The sequence below is a fragment of the Shewanella sp. HN-41 genome, from assembly GCF_000217915.1.
GTDB lineage: Bacteria > Pseudomonadota > Gammaproteobacteria > Enterobacterales > Shewanellaceae > Shewanella.
Window position 1 is genome coordinate 1 of sequence record NZ_AFOZ01000029.1, and the last position, 20925, is coordinate 20925.

The window sequence follows — 20925 nt, forward strand, 5'->3', positions numbered from 1 at the left end:
CGACCCATCTATTTGGTACTGCAATGTCTAAACTCTTACTTACCCAACAGTTTTGACTGTTAAATAAGTGGTGGGTCGTGAAGGATTCGAACCTTCGACCAATTGGTTAAAAGCCAACTGCTCTACCGACTGAGCTAACGACCCATCTATTTGATACTGCAATGTCTAAACTCTTACTTACCCAACAGTTTCGACTGTTAAATAAGTGGTGGGTCGTGAAGGATTCGAACCTTCGACCAATTGGTTAAAAGCCAACTGCTCTACCGACTGAGCTAACGACCCATTAAAGTATTACGATGTTTAAACTCTTACTTACCCAACAGTTTCAACTGTTAAATAAGTGGTGGGTCGTGAAGGATTCGAACCTTCGACCAATTGGTTAAAAGCCAACTGCTCTACCGACTGAGCTAACGACCCATTTAAAGTATTACGATGTTTAAACTTTTACTTATTCAACAGTTTTGACTGTTAAATAAGTGGTGGGTCGTGAAGGATTCGAACCTTCGACCAATTGGTTAAAAGCCAACTGCTCTACCGACTGAGCTAACGACCCATCTGATTATTGCTTGCACTAAAATCCACTAACTTATTCTATTTTCAAGAGTAAGTGGTGGGTCGTGAAGGATTCGAACCTTCGACCAATTGGTTAAAAGCCAACTGCTCTACCGACTGAGCTAACGACCCATTTACTGGCATTTTGCGCCCCGAACGGCCTTGCCGCTCCGAGGGCGCCTATAATACCTTTTTCATCTTCCCATGCAAGCGCAAATTCCCAATTTTTTGTCGTTTGCATGAAAAACAGACTAAGAGTATGTTTTTTAGTTAATTAGGCTTTCATTGCGGCCAATTGCTGCTGTGCGATCCGTGCCGCGGCACTGTTTGCGTAGTCTTTCACGACTTGTTGGTAGTATTGGGTTGCACCCGCTTTGTCGCCAGTTTTCTCTGCGATCATGCCAAGCTTCACTAAACTATCGCCACGTTTATTTGAATCACTAAAACGCACTACCACAGTATTAAAGGCTTGCTTCGCTTCCGCAAATTCACTCTTATTAAATAGCAACTGCCCTAACCAGTAGTTGGCATTTGCAGCATAGACTGAATCGGGGTATTGCTTGATGAAGGCTCGGAATGCTGGAATAGCCTCGTCGTATTTACGCTCCTTCAACACTAGGTTGACGGCGCCCTCATAACTTGCCGTTTCACTTAAGCTACTTGCCGCCGCATTAGCAGTGGCTGCGACAGCAGCTGGTGTTGTCGGGGTTGCAGCGGCTGGTGTGGCAGCTTTAGAAGATAAATTGGCAATTTCATCGTAAAGCTGACGCTGGCGTTGCTGCATCTGCTCTATTTGGTAATTTTGTTGTTCGGTTAAACCACGTAAATCGAGAACTTCCTGCTGCAGAGTATCCAGACGACGCTGCATATCAAGTTCGCTTTGTTGTCTCGATTTCACTATGCGCTCTAAACGAGCGAGTCTGTCATCACCTGAACCACCAGCAAGGTCTTCAACAGGAGCAGGAGCTGCGACTGCAGCTCCTGCGCCGAAGAACATTGCCGTAATTAAGACGGCACGTTTCATGGTGTTACTCTCCGTAATTCAATCTTAGTAAACTAAAACTGCGCGACGGTTTTTACCAAAACCTTCATCAGTGCGAGAGAAATCTAATGGCTTCTCTTCACCATAGCTCACGATGCTCATTTGGCTTGGTTGTACACCCATACCTTGCAGGTATTTAGCCACAGCTTTAGCACGACGCTCACCTAGGGCGATGTTGTACTCAGGCGTACCACGTTCATCGGCATGGCCTTCAATCAGCACACGCACACTTGGGTGTTCAACTAAGTAAGTACCGTGGGCTTCTAATACGGCGGCGAATTCGGTTTGAACTTCACTGCGGTCGAAGTCGAAGTAAATAATGTGCTCTTTTCTCAACTCTTCCAATTGCTGACGTTGTTGCTCCTCTGGTGACAACATAGCGCCAACACCACCCGTTTGAACGCCACCATTCAGTTCGCTACCAGAACCACTTGTCGAGCCCATTGCATCAGTTTCTGATTCAGAAGTTGAGCTACATGCACTAATAGCCATAATTGGAAGTGCTACCAACATAGCTTTTAACAACTTGTTCAGATCCATTACGTGTTCCTTATAAAATTAAATGTTAATAAATCAAGGTAATACATTAGAGAAACGGAGACCAAGAAGGTGATTTCACCTCACCCTGACCTGCCGGTAATCTGGCTTTAAAACGTCCGTCCGTAGAAACAGCTGCTAAAACTTGCTTGCCTTGGTATGTGGTGCCATAAATCACCATAGTACCATTAGGGGCCACGCTGGGGGATTCATCCAAGCGTGTCGATGTTAGCACCTGCATAAAACGCGTATTCAGATCCATACGCGCAATATTAAATTTACCATTCGTGCGATTGACGAAAATCATGCTACGTCCATCTGGGGTGATTGAACCGCCCAAATTCCATTCACCTTCAAAGGTTTCACGGGTGACTTTGCCTGAATTTAAATCTACGCGATATAACTGGGGTTTACCACCGCGCTCAGAGGTAAATAACAAGGATTTACCATCAGGAAACCAAGAAGGTTCAGTATCAATTGCATAGTGGTTGGTAATACGTTTGATGGCTTTAGTCGCGATATCGATCACGTAGATCTCTGGTTGACCATCCTTGGATAGCGTCACTGCCAGTGACTTACCATCGGGGGAAAACGCTGGTGCGCCGTTGATGCCGGGGAAACTACTCACTTTAGTGCGTACTTGAGTGTAGAGATCCTGAACGAAAATCTCAGCTTTCTTGTTCTCAAAACTCACATAAGCTAAACGACGACCATCGGGTGACCAAGTCGGGGACATTAGCGGCTCGGGTGAGCGGAGTAACATCTGCTCGTTATAACCATCATAATCGGCAATCATCAACTGATATGGTGCTTTCTGCGTATGATTGACCACGACATAGGAAACGCGAGTTAAAAATGCGCCACGAATACCCGTTAACTTTTCATAGACGATATCGCTAATTCTATGTCCATATTGGCGAAATTGAGCCGCAGAGATCACAGTTTGACGACTGTCCATCAAAAACTCAGTTGCACTCGCGGGCCCCTTCAGAGCTTGGTTTTGTGCTTTGACTAAGTCGATTAAATCGAAGCTAACAAGGAACTGATCTGTGCCATAGGGTTTAACGGTTCCTAACACTAACGCTTCGGCCCCTACGCTAGACCAAGCATTCGCTTGGAACTGAGCCAATGTACCAATATTACGTTGGGGAAAACCTAACTCATCTAAAGGTTTAAACGTACCGCTACGCACAAGGTCTGACATCACTACATCGGCAATCGCCTGTGGTGGTGCGCCAGCGCCTTGCCATACGAAAGGCATCACGGCAATCGGACGAGCCGCATCCACACCTTCGGTGATCACGATATCCAATGCCGCTTTTGCGGGGGTAGTACAAAGCAGTACCACCAATGTTAACCATTTTGCCAAAATTTTCATGGGACTCCTTTAATTAAACGTTGGTTCAACGATTAAGTTAATTTCTTTCATCAAGTTATAAACCGCAGGATCCGGGGAAACAGGCAATTTACCTGCCTTTTGAATTGCCGCTTTGGTCGCACGGCAAACATTAGGATCGCCACCTTCCGTTTGACTGCTGATCACAAAACCATCATTTGCTAAACGCACTGACACTTTACAGCTTTTACCGCGCATTGACTCATCTACGACTAAGTTACGCTGAATCGTCGATTTAATCATGGCGGTATATTTTCCGACTTCGCTTTGCATTTGCTTATTCATGGTTTGTGACAGCGCCGCCTGCTCCGCCGCTAACGCGTCGGCCATTTCCTGCTCCTGCTGGGCGCGGGCTTTAGCTTCTGCATCCGCTTTTGCCTTAGCTGCGGCTTTTGCTTTCGCTTCTGCATCTGCTTTGGCTTTTGCCTCCGCTTTGGCCTTAGCTTCTGCCTCTGCTTTTGCCTTGGCTTCGGCTTCCTTCTGCTTACGCTCGGTTTCAGCTTTGGCGGCTGCAGCTTCTTCGGCTTTACGCTTTTCAGCCGCTTTTTGCGCCGCGTCTTCAGCTACTTTACGCTCCTGTTCCTTCAGCTTGCGGTCGGCTTCTGCCTTTTGTGCTTTTTCCTTTTCCTGCTGCTGCTTCACCTGCGCGACTTTAGCGGCCTCATTTGCCTTTTGGGTTTCAATTTCCTGCTGTTTGCGTTCTTGCTCTAGTTTTTTAATCTGAGCTTGTTCACGCTCACGAGCTTGCTTTGCCTCCTGCGCTTTACGCTCAAGCTCTGCTTGTCGCTCACGCTCGCGCCGCTCTGTCTCGCGCTTTTCCTGCTTAAGTTTTTCCACCTGGTTAGCCACTTTCTGTTGGTCAACCATAACGGCTTGAACAGCGGGAGCACTAACTTGTTGCACTTGCACGGGTTTATGGGTGAAATCTATGCCAATGGCCAGAATAATTATCACGCCAATATGAATACCTGCTGAAATCGACAGAGGTAATGCAAGATTTGAATTATCCGCCACCTATTTCTCCTTGGGTGAATCCGTCATCAAACCGACTGATGGCACACCAGCACCTTGCAAAGTGACCATTAGCTGGATCACTTTATCGTAGGGAATATTTCTATCGGCCTTAACCACAACAGGGCGCTCTGGCTCAGTCACAATGATCGCAGCAACTTCTGTCGCCAATTCTTCCAAATCCATTTCTATATTGGTCGAACCGCCTTTATTGAGGTAATAAGTGCCGTCGCTATCGATAGATGCCACCACAGGCGGTTTACTATCCGCGGGTAGCACTTCTGCCGCCCCCTGAGGCAGCTCTACTTTTACCCCTTGGGTGACGATAGGTGCTGTTACCATAAAAATAATGAGCAGCACTAGCATGACGTCGATATAGGGCACCACATTGATTTCAGCAACGGGACGACGACGTTTGCGCTGATAAGCTGGTTGCATTATGCCCCTTCCTTCTCACTGTATGCTTGGCGATGCAAAATACTGGAAAACTCTTCCATAAAGTTGGCGTAGGCCATTTCCAATTTATCGACCTGAGTCGAGAAACGGTTATAGGCAATCACCGCAGGGATCGCAGCAAATAGGCCCATAGCCGTTGCAATTAAGGCTTCTGCAATACCAGGGGCAACCATAGCTAAGGTCGCGTTTTCCATCGAACCGATAGCGATAAATGAGTTCATAATTCCCCATACCGTACCAAATAAACCGATATAAGGGCTAGTTGAACCTATTGTTGCTAATAAGGGTAAATTGGCTTCTAGCTTTTCTAATTCGCGGGATAAAGTTACGCGCATCGCCCGTGAAGTCCCATCCATCACGGCATCGGGTACTTTGCTATTTAATTTATTCAGGCGTGAATATTCTTTAAAACCGGTGACAAATAATGATTCTAAACCCGTATTATCTGGACGAGCCGATAATTCTTTATATAGGCGGTTTAAATCGACACCTGACCAAAATTTATCTTCAAATTTTGCCGATTTACTTTTTGCGGATGTCAGTAAACTCCGGCGCTGTAAAATCACCGTCCAAGACATCACCGACAAGCAAAGTAAAGTGAACATCACAAATTTCACTAATAAACTGGCTTGTAAAAATAACCCAACAATCGACATATCAGCTTGCACTGTCAAACTCCTGCACAATATTTAAGGGAATAGCTCGGGGACGCATCCGTGATAAGGCAACACAGGCCACTAGCACTGTGCCTTCACAATAACAGTCTCCCTGATGATCAACCAAACGTTGATGAAATACCAACGAGGCCTTTTTCAACTCTATGACCTTAGTTTCTACAATAAGGTTCTGTTCAAAACGCGCGGCTTTTTTAAAATCCAATTCCGCCCGCTTAACTACAAACGCCGTATCATCGGCTAACAGTGCAGTCTGGCTTACGCCTAAGGCTCTTAACCACTCGGTTCGCGCCCGCTCAAAAAAATTGAGATAGTTCGAATGATAGACAACACCGCCTGCGTCGGTGTCTTCGTAATAGACTGAAATGGGCCAATGAAACGTCATTTGAAATCAGCAAATTTGGGTTGAAAAATTGACGCTTACTATACCTAGGGAAACAAGACTTGTGAATGACCCAACGAAGATATAGATAGGGATAGCGCGGGTTTGCGCGCAATTGAGGGATTTGTAAATAACAATGGGGTCGAAGGACCCCATTTCATTAACATAGTTCGCTATTTTGCGAGGGTTTGCGGTAATGTCAGACCAAAGCTTTGCCACAAAAAGCTATAAATATCGGCAAACTCGTCGATCTTCATCGCCGTGGGTTTACCCGCGCCGTGCCCTGCATTGGACTCGATACGCATAATCACAGGTTTATCGCCTTGCTGTTTCTCTTGCATCATGGCGGCAAACTTAAAGCTGTGCAGTGGTACCACGCGATCGTCATGATCGGCTGTCATCACCATAGTTGCAGGATAAGCCTGTGCTTTGACATTGTGGTAAGGAGAATAAGCTAGCAATGCGGGGAATTGCTCCGCCTTATCGGCACTGCCGTATTCACTGGTCCAAGCCCAGCCAATAGTGAACTTATGGAAGCGCAGCATATCGAGCACACCGACCGCAGGTAATACTGCGGCAAACAGCTCGGGACGTTGCGTCACAGCCGCGCCCATCAGCAGACCACCGTTACTGCGACCATAGGCACCCAACTTAGTGCTGTTGGTGTATTTTTCGCTCACCAGATATTCGGCTGCGGCAAAATAGTCATCGAACACATTTTGTTTTTTGTCGAACATCCCTGCTTGGTGCCAGCTTTCACCGTAATCGGCGCCGCCACGTAGGCTTGGGACGGCATAAATGCCCCCCATATCTAACCATGCAATGTTGGCAGGGCTAAAGCGAGGTGTCATCGAAATCGCAAAGCCGCCATAGGCATATAACAGCGTTGGGTTTTGACCATTCTTTACTAAGCCCTTTTTATAGGACAGCATCATAGGCACGCGCGTACCGTCTTTGCTGGTATAGAACACTTGCTCAGAAACATAGTCATCGGGATTGAAGGACACTTGAGGTTTAGCGAACACAGTTGACTCTGAGGTCTTAAAGTCAAACTTATAGGTGGTTTCAGGTTGAATATAGCTGTTAAAGACATAGTAGAAATAGTCTTTGCTCGCCTTACCAAAGGGCCCGGCCACATTACCGAGACCAGGTAATGCTACGTCTTGACGCTTCTGTCCGCCCATACTGAAAATCGATAATTGTCCCAGTACATCGTGCAAATAACTGACGACTAAATGATCATTAATCATGGCAACATTATTAATCGGATCTTTAGACTCGGGAATAATCGTCTGCCATTGGGATTTATCGCTATTGCGGGTATCAATTGCAATCACTTTACCGTTTGGCGCGTCTAAATCGGTTTTAAAATAGAACACCGCACCATCATTACCTAAAAACTCATATTCAGCCTCTAAGTTGAGGATCAATTCCACCACTTGCGATTTAGGTTCAAATAAGGATTTATAGAAGAAACGATTACGTTTATCTGTGCCTTGCGAAATCGATAATAATAAATATTCGCCCTTCTCGGAGACATCAATGCCAAAGCCCCAATCTTTATTCTGGGGGCGCTCGTAAATCAATAAATCTTGGCGCTGATCTGTGCCTAATTTATGGTAATAGACTTTTTGATTGAAGTTGACGTCAGCCAAGACATCTCCCCCCGCCGGCGCATCGTAACGGGCATAGAAAACCCCTTGGTTTTCCTTATCCCACACGGCACTGGAGAACTTAATCCATTTCAGTTCATCGGCAAGCTTCTTACCCGTCGCAATATCGATAAACTGCCATTGTTGCCAATCAGAGCCTGAGTTAGAGACTCCGTAAGCTAAGATCTTACCGTCATTACTGACCGATACGCCAGAAAGCGCCACTGTCCCATCGGAAGATAAGGTATTTGGATCCAGGACGGGTTTCTCTGCACCATCGCGCCCTTTCACATAGAGTACAGATTGGGCTTGTAGACCATCGTTGCGGTAATAGAACTGATTGTCTCCATTTTCAAAGGGAGCAGAGATTTTCTCGTAGTTCCACAGCTCGGTGATACGGTCGACCACGGCTTGCTTATTGGGAATTTTAGCTAAGTAAGCTTGACCAAAAACTTGTTGCTCTTTTACCCAACTTTCCGTTTCGGGCGTGTTTTCTTCAAGGTGACGGTAAGGGTCCGCCACTGCCACGCCATGAAGGGTTTCAACTAAATTATCTTTTCTCGTCTCGGGGTAAACCCATTTATTGGCGCTGACTTGCTGCGCAGAAGCGTCTTCTGGCGCATTACCACTTTGGCAGGCACCGAGTGCCATTCCCAATGTGGCCACTAACAAACCTTGTTTTGCAAGGCGAAATCTGAATGCCATCTTATTATCCTTCTCGTGGTTTCGGGCTAAGGCCTTTTCAGCAAGTACTATACAAGTAAAAAATCCCATGGCAATGGCGTAACTTAATATGACGATTTTTTACTTGTACCGTGGATTTAACAAAATGGCAGCAAGGATAAGCCTATTGAAGTGTATTATTATGCACTAATAGTGACTGATAACTTATTAATCAAGGTTTATAGTGACTTAAGTGATATAAATCACCTTATTGAACATTAGAATTACTAATGTTTATGGGCAATTTTTCTCGTTTGTTTTACAGTAGAATTCACCATAGAATGTGCTTGTTTTCAGTAGATATCTGCGAGCAGATATGGAAAACAAAGAACTTTTAGACTGGTGTGTTCCCAACATGTCAGTTCATCCCTGGTTCTTATGCTTGACTTCCTTCCTTCAATTTGTTGATTGCAAAGCATTATTTTTGCGGCCCGTTTAGATTAAGCGGGCTTTTTTTTATCCATTTCAAACATACCCCGGCTGGTACAATCATCGGCTTTAAGCCTCTATCAATATTTGTACCTTCGCTTCGCGGCTATCTTCTTTGCGACTTAACAGCGGCCAGCTCACTAACGCTACAAATAAGAAAAATTCATCATCCTAATCAAGGCATCACTGATACTGTGAATGCTGGGATTAACGGCAATGCTACTGCACTATCGGTATTTAGAGATGACAATGCCAAGTCTATGACTTGGCATTAAAAAGGGCCTAACGATACTGATGAGATACACAGATTAAGCATTGTGCCAAACAAGCACTACATAGGTTTACTGATCCGTATCACAACACGACGGTTACGCGCCCTTTCGTCCATATCATCGTTAGAAGCCACATGACGGCGCTCGCCATGTCCTACTGTCACGATACGGTCTTGGGGAATACCGCTGGCAACAAAAAACTCTTTAACCGATTCCGCCCGTTTATCCGATACTTTCTGGTTTACTGAACGACCACCATAACTATCAGTATACGCATCCACCAGCACTAACTCGACCTCAGGATCATAAGCCAGATATTCCTGCACTCGAGATAACTGTTGTTTAGAAAAACGGGTTAAATCTGTACCACCTTCCTCATAATTAAGTACAGTAAAGGCTATATCTTCAAAGCTATAGGGCAATAGATGGGATAAACAAGCCTTAAACTCAGCATATTTGCGGCCAAAGTTTGCAGCGGAGAGCCCAACCGCAATTTTATTGGAGTCGTTATACCAATCGGCGTAGTAAAAGGTCGGCTCCATGCCTCGACTCAACTCCGCCAACATCGACCATGCTGCACGTTTAGGCACCTCACCATTAAAATATTTTTGATAACGCAGTGAGGTGATCTCCTTAGAAACCACACCAGGGCGCCATTTTGGAGCACGACTCATCAAAGTCGCATTGGTGACCTGATCAGGTTTAACCCACATATCTAAGGTAAAATTCAGATTGAGCAGCTTACCCGCCTCACTAGTGAAAATCGCTTTACCATAGGAAGGGATATCGTGCTCGAGTCGGCAAACAATAGGCGTGTTCTCACTCACACGCCATTGAGACTCACCTAAAGAGGCCACATAGTGGCGCAACTCTGCCATTGCAGTTGCTGGAACGCATAAAATTGATACTAATATCAGTTTTCGCCACATAGCCTATACTCATGTTTATTCGGTTACATGGCTTTATCGGCAAACTTTTTAGTTCCTTTAGCTCATAAAACCACCAATCAAGCATGACACACCCGAGCACATTAAGCATAATAGCGCCCTGTAAATTTTCTTGGGTACTTTAATGAGTGACATTTGCGACGCGAACAAATTGAAACACCGATTTCGGGGCTACTTTCCCGTAGTGATTGATGTCGAAACCGCGGGCTTCAACTCTCAAACCGATGCGTTGCTGGAAATAGCCGTCACCCTGTTAAAAATGGATGACGAGGGTGTACTCGGAATAGATAAAACCTTGCATTTTCATATAGAACCATTCGAAGGTGCAAATTTAGAACCCGCAGCCTTGGCCTTTAATGGTATCGATCCTAACAACCCATTACGCGGCGCTGTCAGTGAAAAAGAAGCGTTTTTAGAGATTTTTAAAGCGGTCAAAAAAGCCCAAAAAGCGGCTGATTGCCATCGCAGTATCATAGTGGCGCATAATGCCGCCTTCGACCATGGGTTTGTGAGCAAAGCCATTGAGCGTTGCGACTTAAAACGTACCCCCTTTCATCCTTTTGCCACCTTCGATACTGCTACATTGGCTGGACTCGCCATTGGCCATACAGTGCTCGCTAAGGCATGTATCATGGCAGGTATTCCCTTCGATAATAAAGAAGCTCACAGCGCCCTATATGATACAGAACGTACTGCGGAACTCTTTTGCTACATAGTCAATCGTTGGAAGATGTTAGGTGGTTGGCCCCTGTTCTCGGGTCATGCCACAGAAAACAAGGGTGAGACTGATAACTAATAGTTACTTCAGGCACATCTTTAAATCCACAAAACGCCGCTAATAAGTTAGCGGCGTTTTTGACTAAATATGGCACTAAATATGGCACAGAATATGGTACAGGAGATGCGCTTCGAATAAGAAAGCCAAGGGTTCAAATGGTTTAAATGCAAAAACGCCGCTAATAAGTTAGCGGCGTTTTTGACTGAATATGGCGTAGGAGCTGTGTTTCGAATGAGGAACACAGGGTTCAAGCGACATAAACAAAAAAGCCATCATTGCTGATGGCTTTTCCGTGAAATATGGCGGAGGAGCGGTTATTCGAATGAGGAACCCAAGGGTTCAAATGACTTAGATGCAAAAACGCCGCTAATAAGTTAGCGGCGTTTTTGACTGAATATGGCGGAGGAGCAGGGATTTGAACCCTGGGTGGGCTATAAACCCACGCCGGTTTTCAAGACCGGTGCATTAAACCACTCTGCCACCCCTCCGAACGCCGCAAATAATATAAGTATCGCTATGTATTGTAAACCTCAATTTTCGATTATCGAACCGAATGCTCATCTTATGTTCAGCACGGTGTTTTTTCGGGCGGAAATCAAACTAATTTTTATCAATTAGAGGGCAAACGCGCGTAAAAACACCTATACAGTGAGAGACTTGTGGTTCGGGTATGGTAAAATCACGATAACTTCTTACGGTAAATGCTTATATGAATTCACTCTTGATATCGACATCGTCACTCGCACCTGAATTTAGCCTGCCCACCCTATCTCAATCGGCTATCAACTTAAGCGCCTTACTATTAGGCCAAGAACGTGCCCTTGATGCCTTTAAGCTAAACAATGCCATCAGAGATCAACAGCTTTATCTTGCCGATTTCCCTGGGATTGACCGTCATTTAATAATACAAGCGCTGATGGAAACCTTAGCGCCACAATCGCCCGCTTATCTTGTGGCGACAAGACCAATAGATCCAATAGATAAAACCATTAAGTTTCAATGGCAGTATGAACAACCACTAGAGGATCAAGGCTGTGTTGCAGAAAAAAGCACACACTATCGATACCTGAGCGGCAATATCCGTCGCGTGGATCTTCTTGGACGAATGGTGCAATCGGGAAACAGTAGTCAATATCAGGCAGGAGCCTTGGCCCAATGCCATAACCTCTTTATCTGTGCCGAGTCACTATGGAAGCGTGAGAGTTTATGGGATTTAGTCATGCAAATCCTCACGCAAAAAGAATATCAAATCAGCAACACTTTAAGTCCTATCCCATTGAACTGTAAAATCATACTCGTTGGTGCTGGTATGATATACAGCCAAGTGCGTTCAGAGGATTGGCAATTTCAACGCCATTTCACTCTATTAGCGGAACTTGCAAGTGAAATGGATCTCACTCGTTATAAGGAGTCCCAGTACGCCGCGTGGTTACAGGCTGTGGCCCACAGTGTTGAGGTAAGTTTAGAGCAATCTAGCCTCGCCCCCTTGTTCCGTTACAGTGCTCGGCTCACAGAACATCAGCATCGTTTGAGTTTGTCTATGCTCGAATTTGCACAATTGATGGCACAGGCTAAGGCCTATCGTGGTAAGCCAAGTATTAACGCCAGCAGCATTGAACACGCCCTTATTCAAGCAAATTACCGCCATAATAGTTCCGAAGAATTCTCAGGCCAAAGCTTTGATGATAATTTCATAAATCTGCCAACAGCCGGTGCTATGGTAGGGCAAATCAATGGGTTGACTGTCATCGATGCCATTGATTACAGCTATGGTGAACCCGCCCGAATTACCGCATCCGTTCATTATGGTGATGGGGAAGTAGCCGATATTGAAAGAAAATCTGAACTTGGCGGAAATATTCATGCCAAGGGAATGATGATCCTATCGGCCTGCTTGTATCGTATCTTTGGCCGTGATGCACCACTGCATCTCAATGCCAATATCGTTTTTGAGCAGTCCTATCAGGAAATTGACGGTGACAGTGCATCACTCGCCGAATATTGTTGCCTCATGTCAGCGATTGCCGAACAACCGATTATTCAATCCTTAGCGATTACAGGTGCACTCGATCAGTTTGGTAACGTGCAGGCTATCGGCGGTATAAATGAGAAAATTGAAGGATTCTTTAATTTATGTGAACGCCGAGGTTTAACGGGTGAACAAGGCGTGATTATGCCAAAATCGAATGTGTTACAACTTAACTTGGCCCCTAAAGTGATTACAGCTGTAGGCAAAGGGTTATTCCATATCTATGCTGTCGAACATATGGATCAAGCGGTCGAGCTATTAATGCAGATGCCAGCGGGTGTTGCCGATGAAGATAATGATTTCCCTCACGATTCTTTGTATGGTTTAGTACAGGAAAGACTCGATAAACTTGCAGGTAATGGCGAAGAAGAAATCGGCCTAATGACGCGATTGCTCGCAAAATTAGGATTATTTCGTCGCTAATTAGCTGATCGGAGTTGTTTAGCTTACACGTGTTCGCTAATCTTGGCGACTCTTATTGCTGGAGTAGTAAAACAATGAATAAAGCAAACAGTTTCAATAAAGAAGAACTCGTCGCCTGTGGCCATGGAAAATTATTTGGTCCAAACTCACCGCGTCTACCGGTCGATAACATGCTGATGATCGATAGAATCGTCACTATTAACGACAATGGTGGTGAATTTGGCAAAGGTGAAATTGTTGCTGAACTCGATATTAATCCAGATTTATGGTTCTTTGGCTGCCACTTCATTAGCGATCCTGTAATGCCTGGCTGCTTAGGCTTAGATGCGATGTGGCAACTGGTCGGTTTTTATTTAGGTTGGGAAGGCGCAGAAGGTAAAGGTCGTGCCCTTGGCGTGGGAGAGGTCAAGTTTACTGGCCAAGTATTACCTGGGGCGAAAAAAGTCACTTACAAGCTGAATATCAAGCGTACTATCCATCGTAAACTGGTGATGGGTATTGCCGATGCCGTCCTCGAAGTCGATGGTCGTCAAATCTACAGTGCAACCGATCTTAAAGTCGGCGTTTTTAGTGATACTTCAACGTTCTAATGACCACATTCTGTTTATATAAAAATGCCCTCGTCTGAGGGCAATTGTGCTGCATTACTCTGTGTATTCCGGGCTATTTAACTTGTTGAGCTAAGGCTCATCATTTGTTAAATAGCCCATTAACTCGGCCATCCACACCTTCACGCCAACCGCCCAACCACTGCGATCGCGAATCAAGATTTGCATAAGGACAGAGCTCCTTCGAGCGCCCACCTACACCAGCTTGGAATCCTTTGGAAAAAGCTCTGTCTAAACGATCTCGTTTTTGTCTTTTCATGCAAGCGTCCTCTGTTCTACATAAAATAGAAGCAAAAGCTTCACTCATAGGAATAGTGCTTTTTTACCTTAAGATCAATCAAAAAAATCGCTCATTATATCGACTATTTATTAAACTATTGAGATCTTAGTTAAAAAAAATCGAGGCATTTTGCCTCGATTTTTGAGTCTGAATTCAATCTTAAAAACTAGCGTATACGACGGCGGAACCAAATCAGTGGTAAGACAAGTAACCAAGCTAAAGACGCTGCGCCCTTACGCTCATAGTTACCCGCTTCAGTACTATCGTCTACGGTACAAGCCTCTCCATTGGTGCTAGGCTTAAGCACGACCATACGTGGAATGTAAGCTGTTACAGGATCGCCATTGCCGCTCAATTCAAATAGGGGCAAACCATTTTCACCAACTACCACATTTCCCTTATCATCAAACTGGTATGAAGGCTTACGAATAAAAGCGGTTCCGACAATAGTGCCATTTTCATTAATGCTTGATGCCTCAACTACCAAGATATCACTGTTATACGTCAAGACTTTACCAGAGCCGTCTTGCACTTCGACCTGATGGCGAGTCCAATTACCATCACTGCCTTTCTCAAAACCTTTCGATTCGCAGGTGAGCAAGGTATTTACATTGCTAAACTCACCGGTGGATTTTTCATAGAGAAAACCAGCCTTAGGGCGAGGCTTTTCTTTATCATAGGTTGTTTCAATATAACCTACGACTTGGCCCTTGTTATTAATATCTTTTGGTTTGCTAGACAAATCTGAGGTTGTCGTAGCAAAGTCATTCGGAGTGACATAGCCCACATCAGGGGTATTGGTATCAAAGTAGAAGAACTTATCACGTAAATAACCTTGGATATAACTACGATAGCTACCAACAAGAATACCACTGTCGTTCACATCATAGGCGATAGAGCTTGAAATGGACTCGCCCATAGGGATCCAATGGTATTGATAATGACCCTCGGCATCTTTAGACCAATAGGCGGCGTCCTGACGCAGTTTATCGGTATTGTTATTGCGGTATACGTGCGAACGTCCAACGACAACACCATTATCATTCACACCGAGAGCCTGTGCGGTGAAGGTTAACGTACTACCGCTTGCAGGTGTTAGCCCTAAAGGTAACGTCGTGCCAGTGGCGACACCGTTATCAATTTGCCATACATAGGCACGGGTCTGATATTGGATATTACGCGTACCGCTGGTGTTTGGATATTGCTCATTCTGCACACACACATCTAACGGCAAAGTATTATCTGAACCTAGGCAATAAGTCACACGATCGCCACCATATTTGCTGATATCGGTGCTCGCATAACCCACAACAAGGTTATTGTTATTAACCGCCGATGCCGCAGACCACCCACCTAACTCAACGGTTTTGTCGTCTTTCACATATTGAGTATAAGGTGGGGGTAATGGAATTTCAGCGTCACCCGTTTTCACCACGCCACGGAATTCAAAGTCACGGTAATACCAATAATCATCCGTCACATCTGTGGTTGCTGTATTTTCGGTTTTCTTTTCGGAGGCTGTCATACTCCCAACTTTGAGACCCGCATCATTGATACCATAGTAAAAACTATCGACGGAATTAATCACGCTAGTATCACTTGGAACTGTAGTGCCATTAATGCTATCAAAAGTGGGTAACCAAGGATTAGATGCATCATTTTCCTTAGCAACAAAGGTAAAATTATTAGCTATGATGGCTTTATTTATCGAATAGGTGATGCTTTCTTCAGGTGCGATACCATCTTCAACATCAATCACGCCATCTTCAACATCGGCGGTGCTGAGCTTTTTCTTGCCCTTTGAAATGCCGACTAATTCATCATTTGCATTGATGCCTAAAGCATAACCGTTACGCGTCCCTTCAAGCGTGCCTTTCAAGTCATAACTATCAATATTGACAATTTCATAGACAGGTGCGGCATGGGCACTATTCAATACGCCAAGGACACCTAAGGCAACCAAGGACAGGGCGTTATCCAACTTTAACTTCATTAATTCTATTCCCATTTTTATTATTGGTTTACTTCAGTGACTCAAGCTCTTCCCACCGCTCGAAGCAAACTTCCAATTGCTTTTCTTTATCCGCCAACTGGTTTAATACCAGATTAACTTTATCTTGCGCCTGACTGTAGAAATCGGGATTGCCGATAGTGGTTTGCAGTGCAAGGATATCTTCCTCTAACTGCTCCATCACATTGGGCAACGATTCTAATTCACGTTGTAACTTGTAAGACAGTTTTTTCACTGCTTTAACAGGTTCAGTCACCTTGGCTTCCACCGCTTTAGCGGGTGTTGCTGGAGCTTCGACCGCCTTTAATGAACTAGGTTCCTCAGAATAAAATTTTGCCCCCTGATCGACCGCATCCTGATAGCCACCAACATATTCACTCCAGTGGCCATTACCGGCATACCACCAACTGCTCGTGACTGTGTTATCGATAAATGCCCTATCATGGCTGACCAATAACAATGTGCCTTGATATTCGGTTAGCAGCGACTCTAGCAATTCTAGGGTCTCGATATCAAGATCGTTTGTCGGTTCGTCGAGAATGATAAGGTTTGCAGGACGGATCAATAATTTAGCCAACAATAAGCGGTTCTTCTCACCACCGGAAAGGGCTTTTACCGGCGTTCTCGCTCGCATAGGCGAAAATAAAAAATCCTGCAAATAACTTAAGATATGGCGATCTTGGCCATTGATAGTAATAGTTTTTTTACCTTCGCCGACGTTATCTTCGACGGTTTGCTCAGGATCTAAGGCTTCACGGTATTGGTCAAAGTAGGCAATTTCTAACTTAGTGCCGACTTTCACTTCGCCAGACTGGGGTTGTAGCTTTTCAATCAACAATTTAATCAGTGTTGACTTACCACAACCGTTTGGACCAATTAAGGCGATACGGTCACCACGGATCACTGTGGTATTAAAGTTCTTCACCAGATTTTTATCGGGTAAATTGTAGTTTAAGTCTTTAACATCAAACACTAACTTACCAGAACGTTCGGTTTCAGCCACCGCCATTTTGGCGTTACCCTGACGATTTAAACGCTCGCTGCGTTCTTGACGTAACGCCTTGAGTGCACGCACTCTGCCCTCATTTCGAGTACGTCTGGCCTTCACGCCTTGGCGGATCCACACTTCTTCATCGGCTAGGCGTTTGTCAAACAATGCATTTTTATCAGCTTCGACCCGTAGCCATTCCTGTTTACCATCAAGGTACATTTGATAATTGCCAGGCCATGAGGTCACAACCCCTCGGTCCAAATCGACAATGCGTGTCGCCATACGGGCAATAAAACCCCTATCGTGGCTAATAAAACCAATGGCGCCTTGATAATCGAGCAGAAATTTTTCTAACCACTCAATGGTATCAATGTCTAAGTGGTTGGTGGGCTCATCGAGCAACAATAGATCGGGCTCACTCACCAGTGCGCGGGCCAATGCCACCTTACGCTGCCAACCACCGGATAATTCGCTTAAGGATTTATCGGGATCTAAGCCTAACAGTTCACAATTTTGTTGGATGCGCGAATCTAATTGCCAGCCATTGTAATGGTCTAAGGTTTCCTGCAGGCTCTGCATTTCATTGAGCATGCGATCCATCATTTCAGGGGAGGCATGGGCTACATCGTGTGACAGCTGGTGATAACGTTCGAGCGCCTCACCCACTTCCTTAAGGCCGGCGGCAATATAGGCATAAACTGTCCCTTGCTCGGCTTTAGGTGGGTCTTGCTGTAAACGGCTAACCGTCACATTACCATCAATGTTAAATTCACCTTCATCCAGCAGCACCTCACGGTCTAAAATCTTCAATAAGCTCGACTTGCCAGCACCATTGCGCCCAACAATACACACTCGCTCACCGCGTTCAATTGTAAAATCCGCATTCTGCAGTAGCGGCGTGTAACCATAGGCTAAAGAGCCATTATTGATACGAACCAGACTCAAACTAAGCTCCTATAAACTCTTGTAATTGCGTTGCGTTAAATGGCCAAAATAGACAGCGTTCATCCCATGCTTTCACAACAGGGATCGATATGCCATAACGCTCCGCTAATGTTTCATCATCGCAAATATCGATGGCTTGAAATGCAATCCCTGCTTTGGCAAGCAGTTCGGCGGCTATATCACACAGATGGCATCCCTCGGTGTGATATAGCACGTAACCCTGCTGCGATTCAGACATAGGGTCTAATTCAGGCATGGGTAATTAACCAAGTATTGTGTATATGGGGATTACGCTTGTAATCCATAGGTAAGGTGATGTCATCAATGTTTTTAACTGTGATGTTCATCTTGGTGAGTGTTTCTATGTCCATCTTAAACTTACGTTTATTGTTAGAGAACACTAACTCCCCCGTTGGGCTTAATAGTTTCACTAAGGCGCCGAGCAAATTGACATGGTCCCTTTGTACATCAAAGGAATCTTCCATTCTTTTTGAGTTAGAAAAGGTCGGAGGATCGATAAAAATCAAATCATACTGCTCGCGGCAATCACGGATCCACTGCAAACAATCGGCTTGCACAAATTCATATTGCTTCCCTTGTAGCCCATTAAGTGCAAAGTTTTCCTTTGCCCATGCAAGGTAAGTATTTGACATATCGACCGTGGTGACAGATTTAGCCCCACCGAGCGCCGCATGCACCGACGCAGAACCCGTATAGGAAAATAGATTCAACACCCTGCGACCCTTCGCTTTTTGACCGACGAGACGACGGGTCAGCCTATGATCAAGGAATAAACCCGTATCTAAATAACCCGTTAAGTTCAACTTAAACTTAGCGCCATACTCAGTGGTGATCAGTTCTAATTTACGCTCATCTAGCTTTTGATATTGATTCGTGCCCTTCTGACGCTCACGGGTTTTCATTATTATTTTATTAGGGTTAATCCCAATCGCAGCGGGCAATGCCAACAACACATCACTTAAACGGCGCTTTGTCACTGCCTCAGGAATGGTCGCTGGCGCCATATATTCCTGCACAATCACATAGTCTAAATATTTATCGACAGCGACATTATATTCAGGGATATCGGCATCATAAATACGATAACTATCAATGCCCTCTTTGTTAGCCCACTTTTCTAATTGCTTAGCATTTTTCTTGATACGGTTCGCAAAGGCGGGCGCGATATCGGCAATATCGACCCCTTCAGGTAGAACAGGCGTATCACGGCGAGTGCTGTTCGCATGCAGGGTATAGAGGTTAAAGACACACTCGAGGGCGCCGTTAAACATCTTCATCTGTTTATCGGCTTTCAGCTTGAGCGACGAGACTAGCTCGATATCACTACAGAGCATGGCGACTTTCCAGCCGCCGAATTCTTTTTTAAATTTATCGCCAAGTTGGTAATAAAGTTGCAAAAGTTCAGAGACATTACCTAAACGCTCGCCATAGGGCGGATTGGTGATGATATAACCTTCCGCCGCGGGAGGCTCAATATTAAGGGCATTAGCGACCTTAAACTCGATGAGATCCAGCACTCCGGCATTTTCAGCATTGCGTTTTGCCAGTGCAACGAGGCGCGAATCAATATCCGAACCATAAAATTTAATCTCGCAGCGCTTAACCCCTAACGAAGCCCGGGCCTTTGCTTCGGCGACAATCTCTTGCCACAGGGTTTTATCGTGGCGACGCCAATGTTCAAACCCAAAACGACTACGCTGCAACCCAGGAGCAATATCCGCCGCCATCAATGCTGCTTCAATCAACACCGTACCACTACCGCAAAAGGGATCGAGTAAGGTTGAAGGTGCAACCTGCCAGCCACTTCGCACTAGCATATTCGCGGCAAGGTTTTCCTTTAGAGGTGCTTCACCTGTGGTAGAACGGTAACCCCTTTGGTGCAGGGATGGGCCGGAGAAATTCATCGCAATGGTAATCACACCATTACGGAAATGCGCATCGACTTTAAAATCCGCATCGGTGCGAGAGACATTAGGCCGCTCATCGCCATCGTCACGGAACCTATCGACTATTGCATCTTTAATCTTCAGTGCGCCAAACTGAGTATTGTTAATAAAGCCGCCCGTACCATGGAAATCGATACTAAAAGTGCTTTTATTAGAAAAATGTGCAGGCCAATCAATACAATAAGCGGCATTATACAGTTGCTCTGCCGACTCACAGCTGCCTTTATAGATAACCAATACGATGCGGCTGGCTAAACGAGTCCATAAAGTAATCCGGTACGCTAAGGCTAAAGGGGCGGTGAAATACACACCAGCAACACTTTCTTTAATCTCAGTCGCACCAAATTCAGTCAGTTCTTGGGCTAAGCTATATTCAAAGCCCTTAGGGGCAGCGGCAAAAAAATTAAGCATGGAATAATCAGTACGCAGTCAAAATCAAAGCGACATTATACCTGCTCGAATAGATAAAAGATAAACAGTTATTAGTCCAAGCCCGAATTAGTTAATCAATTTAGCACCTATTTATAGTACCAAACATTGAGTTACCACGAATAATGCCTAAAACCCCCGCACTACGCTTTATATTTGAGCATTCACCCTTTTTTTTAAGATTCGTCCTTGCATTGCCCTCTCGCTGCCGTTATAGTCTGCCCCGCTTTGAAGACGGACGCGGGATGGAGCAGCATGGTAGCTCGTCGGGCTCATAACCCGAAGGTCGTTGGTTCAAATCCAGCTCCCGCAACCAATTTAAAGCATCGGTTTATAAATAGAAACAGCACATCGGGCTCAACTCTTTATAAACAATTGGCGAAGGTCGTTG

Annotated in this window: 17 protein-coding genes and 7 tRNA genes; 4 read left to right on the plus strand and 20 right to left on the minus strand. The window is 45.1% G+C overall.

Going from position 1 to position 20925, the window contains the following annotated elements:
• Window positions 1–68 precede the first annotated feature (68 nt).
• The 14 genes from SOHN41_RS11100 to motY all read right to left on the minus strand — a co-directional run bounded on the left by SOHN41_RS11100 (window position 69) and on the right by motY (window position 10055).
• Window positions 69–144: transfer RNA gene (locus tag SOHN41_RS11100), tRNA-Lys, on the minus strand.
• A gap of 62 nt (window positions 145–206) precedes the next feature.
• A tRNA-Lys gene (locus SOHN41_RS11105) sits at window positions 207–282 on the minus strand.
• 59 nt (window positions 283–341) lie between these two features.
• Window positions 342–417, minus strand: a tRNA-Lys gene (locus tag SOHN41_RS11110).
• Window positions 418–477: 60 nt separating this feature from the next.
• Window positions 478–553: transfer RNA gene (locus SOHN41_RS11115), tRNA-Lys, on the minus strand.
• A 55-nt stretch (window positions 554–608) separates the two neighbouring features.
• A tRNA-Lys gene (locus SOHN41_RS11120) sits at window positions 609–684 on the minus strand.
• Window positions 685–826: 142 nt separating this feature from the next.
• On the minus strand, window positions 827–1576 hold the full coding sequence (ybgF, locus tag SOHN41_RS11125; protein ID WP_007648930.1) for a tol-pal system protein YbgF: 750 nt from the start codon (window positions 1574–1576) through the stop codon (window positions 827–829).
• Window positions 1577–1600: 24 nt separating this feature from the next.
• Window positions 1601–2134, minus strand: coding sequence for a peptidoglycan-associated lipoprotein Pal (pal, locus tag SOHN41_RS11130; protein WP_007648931.1), 534 nt, complete (start codon window positions 2132–2134; stop codon window positions 1601–1603).
• Between the two features lie 46 nt (window positions 2135–2180).
• Window positions 2181–3509, minus strand: a complete 1329-nt coding sequence (gene tolB / locus SOHN41_RS11135; RefSeq protein WP_007648933.1) for a Tol-Pal system beta propeller repeat protein TolB — start codon at window positions 3507–3509, stop codon at window positions 2181–2183.
• Window positions 3510–3518: 9 nt separating this feature from the next.
• Window positions 3519–4541, minus strand: coding sequence for a cell envelope integrity protein TolA (gene tolA, locus SOHN41_RS11140; RefSeq protein ID WP_007648934.1), 1023 nt, complete (start codon window positions 4539–4541; stop codon window positions 3519–3521).
• On the minus strand, window positions 4542–4976 hold the full coding sequence (gene tolR, locus SOHN41_RS11145; protein ID WP_007648936.1) for a protein TolR: 435 nt from the start codon (window positions 4974–4976) through the stop codon (window positions 4542–4544). It lies immediately after the preceding gene.
• The gene (gene tolQ, locus SOHN41_RS11150) at window positions 4976–5662 is read right to left on the minus strand and encodes a protein TolQ (protein WP_007648938.1); all 687 of its coding nucleotides are present in this window, start codon (window positions 5660–5662) and stop codon (window positions 4976–4978) included. The genes tolR and tolQ overlap by 1 nt, the downstream gene beginning before the upstream one ends.
• Window positions 5652–6053, minus strand: coding sequence for a tol-pal system-associated acyl-CoA thioesterase (gene ybgC / locus SOHN41_RS11155; RefSeq protein ID WP_007648944.1), 402 nt, complete (start codon window positions 6051–6053; stop codon window positions 5652–5654). Before ybgC ends, tolQ begins: the two co-directional genes overlap by 11 nt.
• 170 nt (window positions 6054–6223) lie before the next feature.
• Complete coding sequence (locus SOHN41_RS11160; protein ID WP_007648946.1) at window positions 6224–8407, minus strand: prolyl oligopeptidase family serine peptidase; 2184 nt, start codon at window positions 8405–8407, stop codon at window positions 6224–6226.
• A gap of 778 nt (window positions 8408–9185) precedes the next feature.
• On the minus strand, window positions 9186–10055 hold the full coding sequence (gene motY, locus SOHN41_RS11165) for a flagellar protein MotY (RefSeq protein ID WP_037458911.1): 870 nt from the start codon (window positions 10053–10055) through the stop codon (window positions 9186–9188).
• Between the two features lie 142 nt (window positions 10056–10197).
• On the opposite strand from motY, the gene rnt reads away from it, so the two are divergent.
• Window positions 10198–10869 carry a ribonuclease T gene (gene rnt, locus SOHN41_RS11170; RefSeq protein ID WP_037458913.1) on the plus strand — a complete coding sequence of 224 codons (672 nt, stop codon included), beginning with the start codon at window positions 10198–10200 and terminating at the stop codon, window positions 10867–10869.
• 379 nt (window positions 10870–11248) lie between these two features.
• Here rnt and SOHN41_RS11175 read toward each other — a convergent pair.
• Window positions 11249–11339 (minus strand) — tRNA-Ser (locus tag SOHN41_RS11175).
• A 221-nt stretch (window positions 11340–11560) separates the two neighbouring features.
• On the opposite strand from SOHN41_RS11175, the gene SOHN41_RS11180 reads away from it, so the two are divergent.
• A complete protein-coding gene (locus SOHN41_RS11180; protein ID WP_007648952.1) occupies window positions 11561–13303 on the plus strand; it encodes an AAA family ATPase in 1743 nt (580 codons plus the stop codon).
• A gap of 74 nt (window positions 13304–13377) precedes the next feature.
• Window positions 13378–13893, plus strand: coding sequence for a bifunctional 3-hydroxydecanoyl-ACP dehydratase/trans-2-decenoyl-ACP isomerase (gene fabA, locus SOHN41_RS11185; RefSeq protein ID WP_007648954.1), 516 nt, complete (start codon window positions 13378–13380; stop codon window positions 13891–13893).
• Between the two features lie 100 nt (window positions 13894–13993).
• Here the strand turns inward: fabA and rmf are convergent, their stop codons facing one another.
• The 5 genes from rmf to rlmKL form a co-directional block, all read right to left on the minus strand.
• Window positions 13994–14170 (minus strand): ribosome modulation factor, encoded by a 177-nt coding sequence (gene rmf / locus SOHN41_RS11190; RefSeq protein WP_006082074.1) that lies wholly within the window; start codon window positions 14168–14170, stop codon window positions 13994–13996.
• A 187-nt stretch (window positions 14171–14357) separates the two neighbouring features.
• Window positions 14358–16184 carry a DUF3466 family protein gene (locus SOHN41_RS11195; RefSeq protein ID WP_007648955.1) on the minus strand — a complete coding sequence of 609 codons (1827 nt, stop codon included), beginning with the start codon at window positions 16182–16184 and terminating at the stop codon, window positions 14358–14360.
• Between the two features lie 28 nt (window positions 16185–16212).
• Window positions 16213–18138, minus strand: coding sequence for an ABC transporter ATP-binding protein (locus SOHN41_RS11200; RefSeq protein WP_007648956.1), 1926 nt, complete (start codon window positions 18136–18138; stop codon window positions 16213–16215).
• Window position 18139: 1 nt separating this feature from the next.
• A complete protein-coding gene (locus SOHN41_RS11205; protein WP_007648957.1) occupies window positions 18140–18394 on the minus strand; it encodes a glutaredoxin family protein in 255 nt (84 codons plus the stop codon).
• A complete protein-coding gene (gene rlmKL, locus SOHN41_RS11210; RefSeq protein WP_007648958.1) occupies window positions 18387–20516 on the minus strand; it encodes a bifunctional 23S rRNA (guanine(2069)-N(7))-methyltransferase RlmK/23S rRNA (guanine(2445)-N(2))-methyltransferase RlmL in 2130 nt (709 codons plus the stop codon). Before rlmKL ends, SOHN41_RS11205 begins: the two co-directional genes overlap by 8 nt.
• 257 nt (window positions 20517–20773) lie before the next feature.
• Here rlmKL and SOHN41_RS11215 point away from each other — a divergent pair.
• Window positions 20774–20850, plus strand: a tRNA-Met gene (locus SOHN41_RS11215).
• Window positions 20851–20925 lie beyond the last annotated feature (75 nt).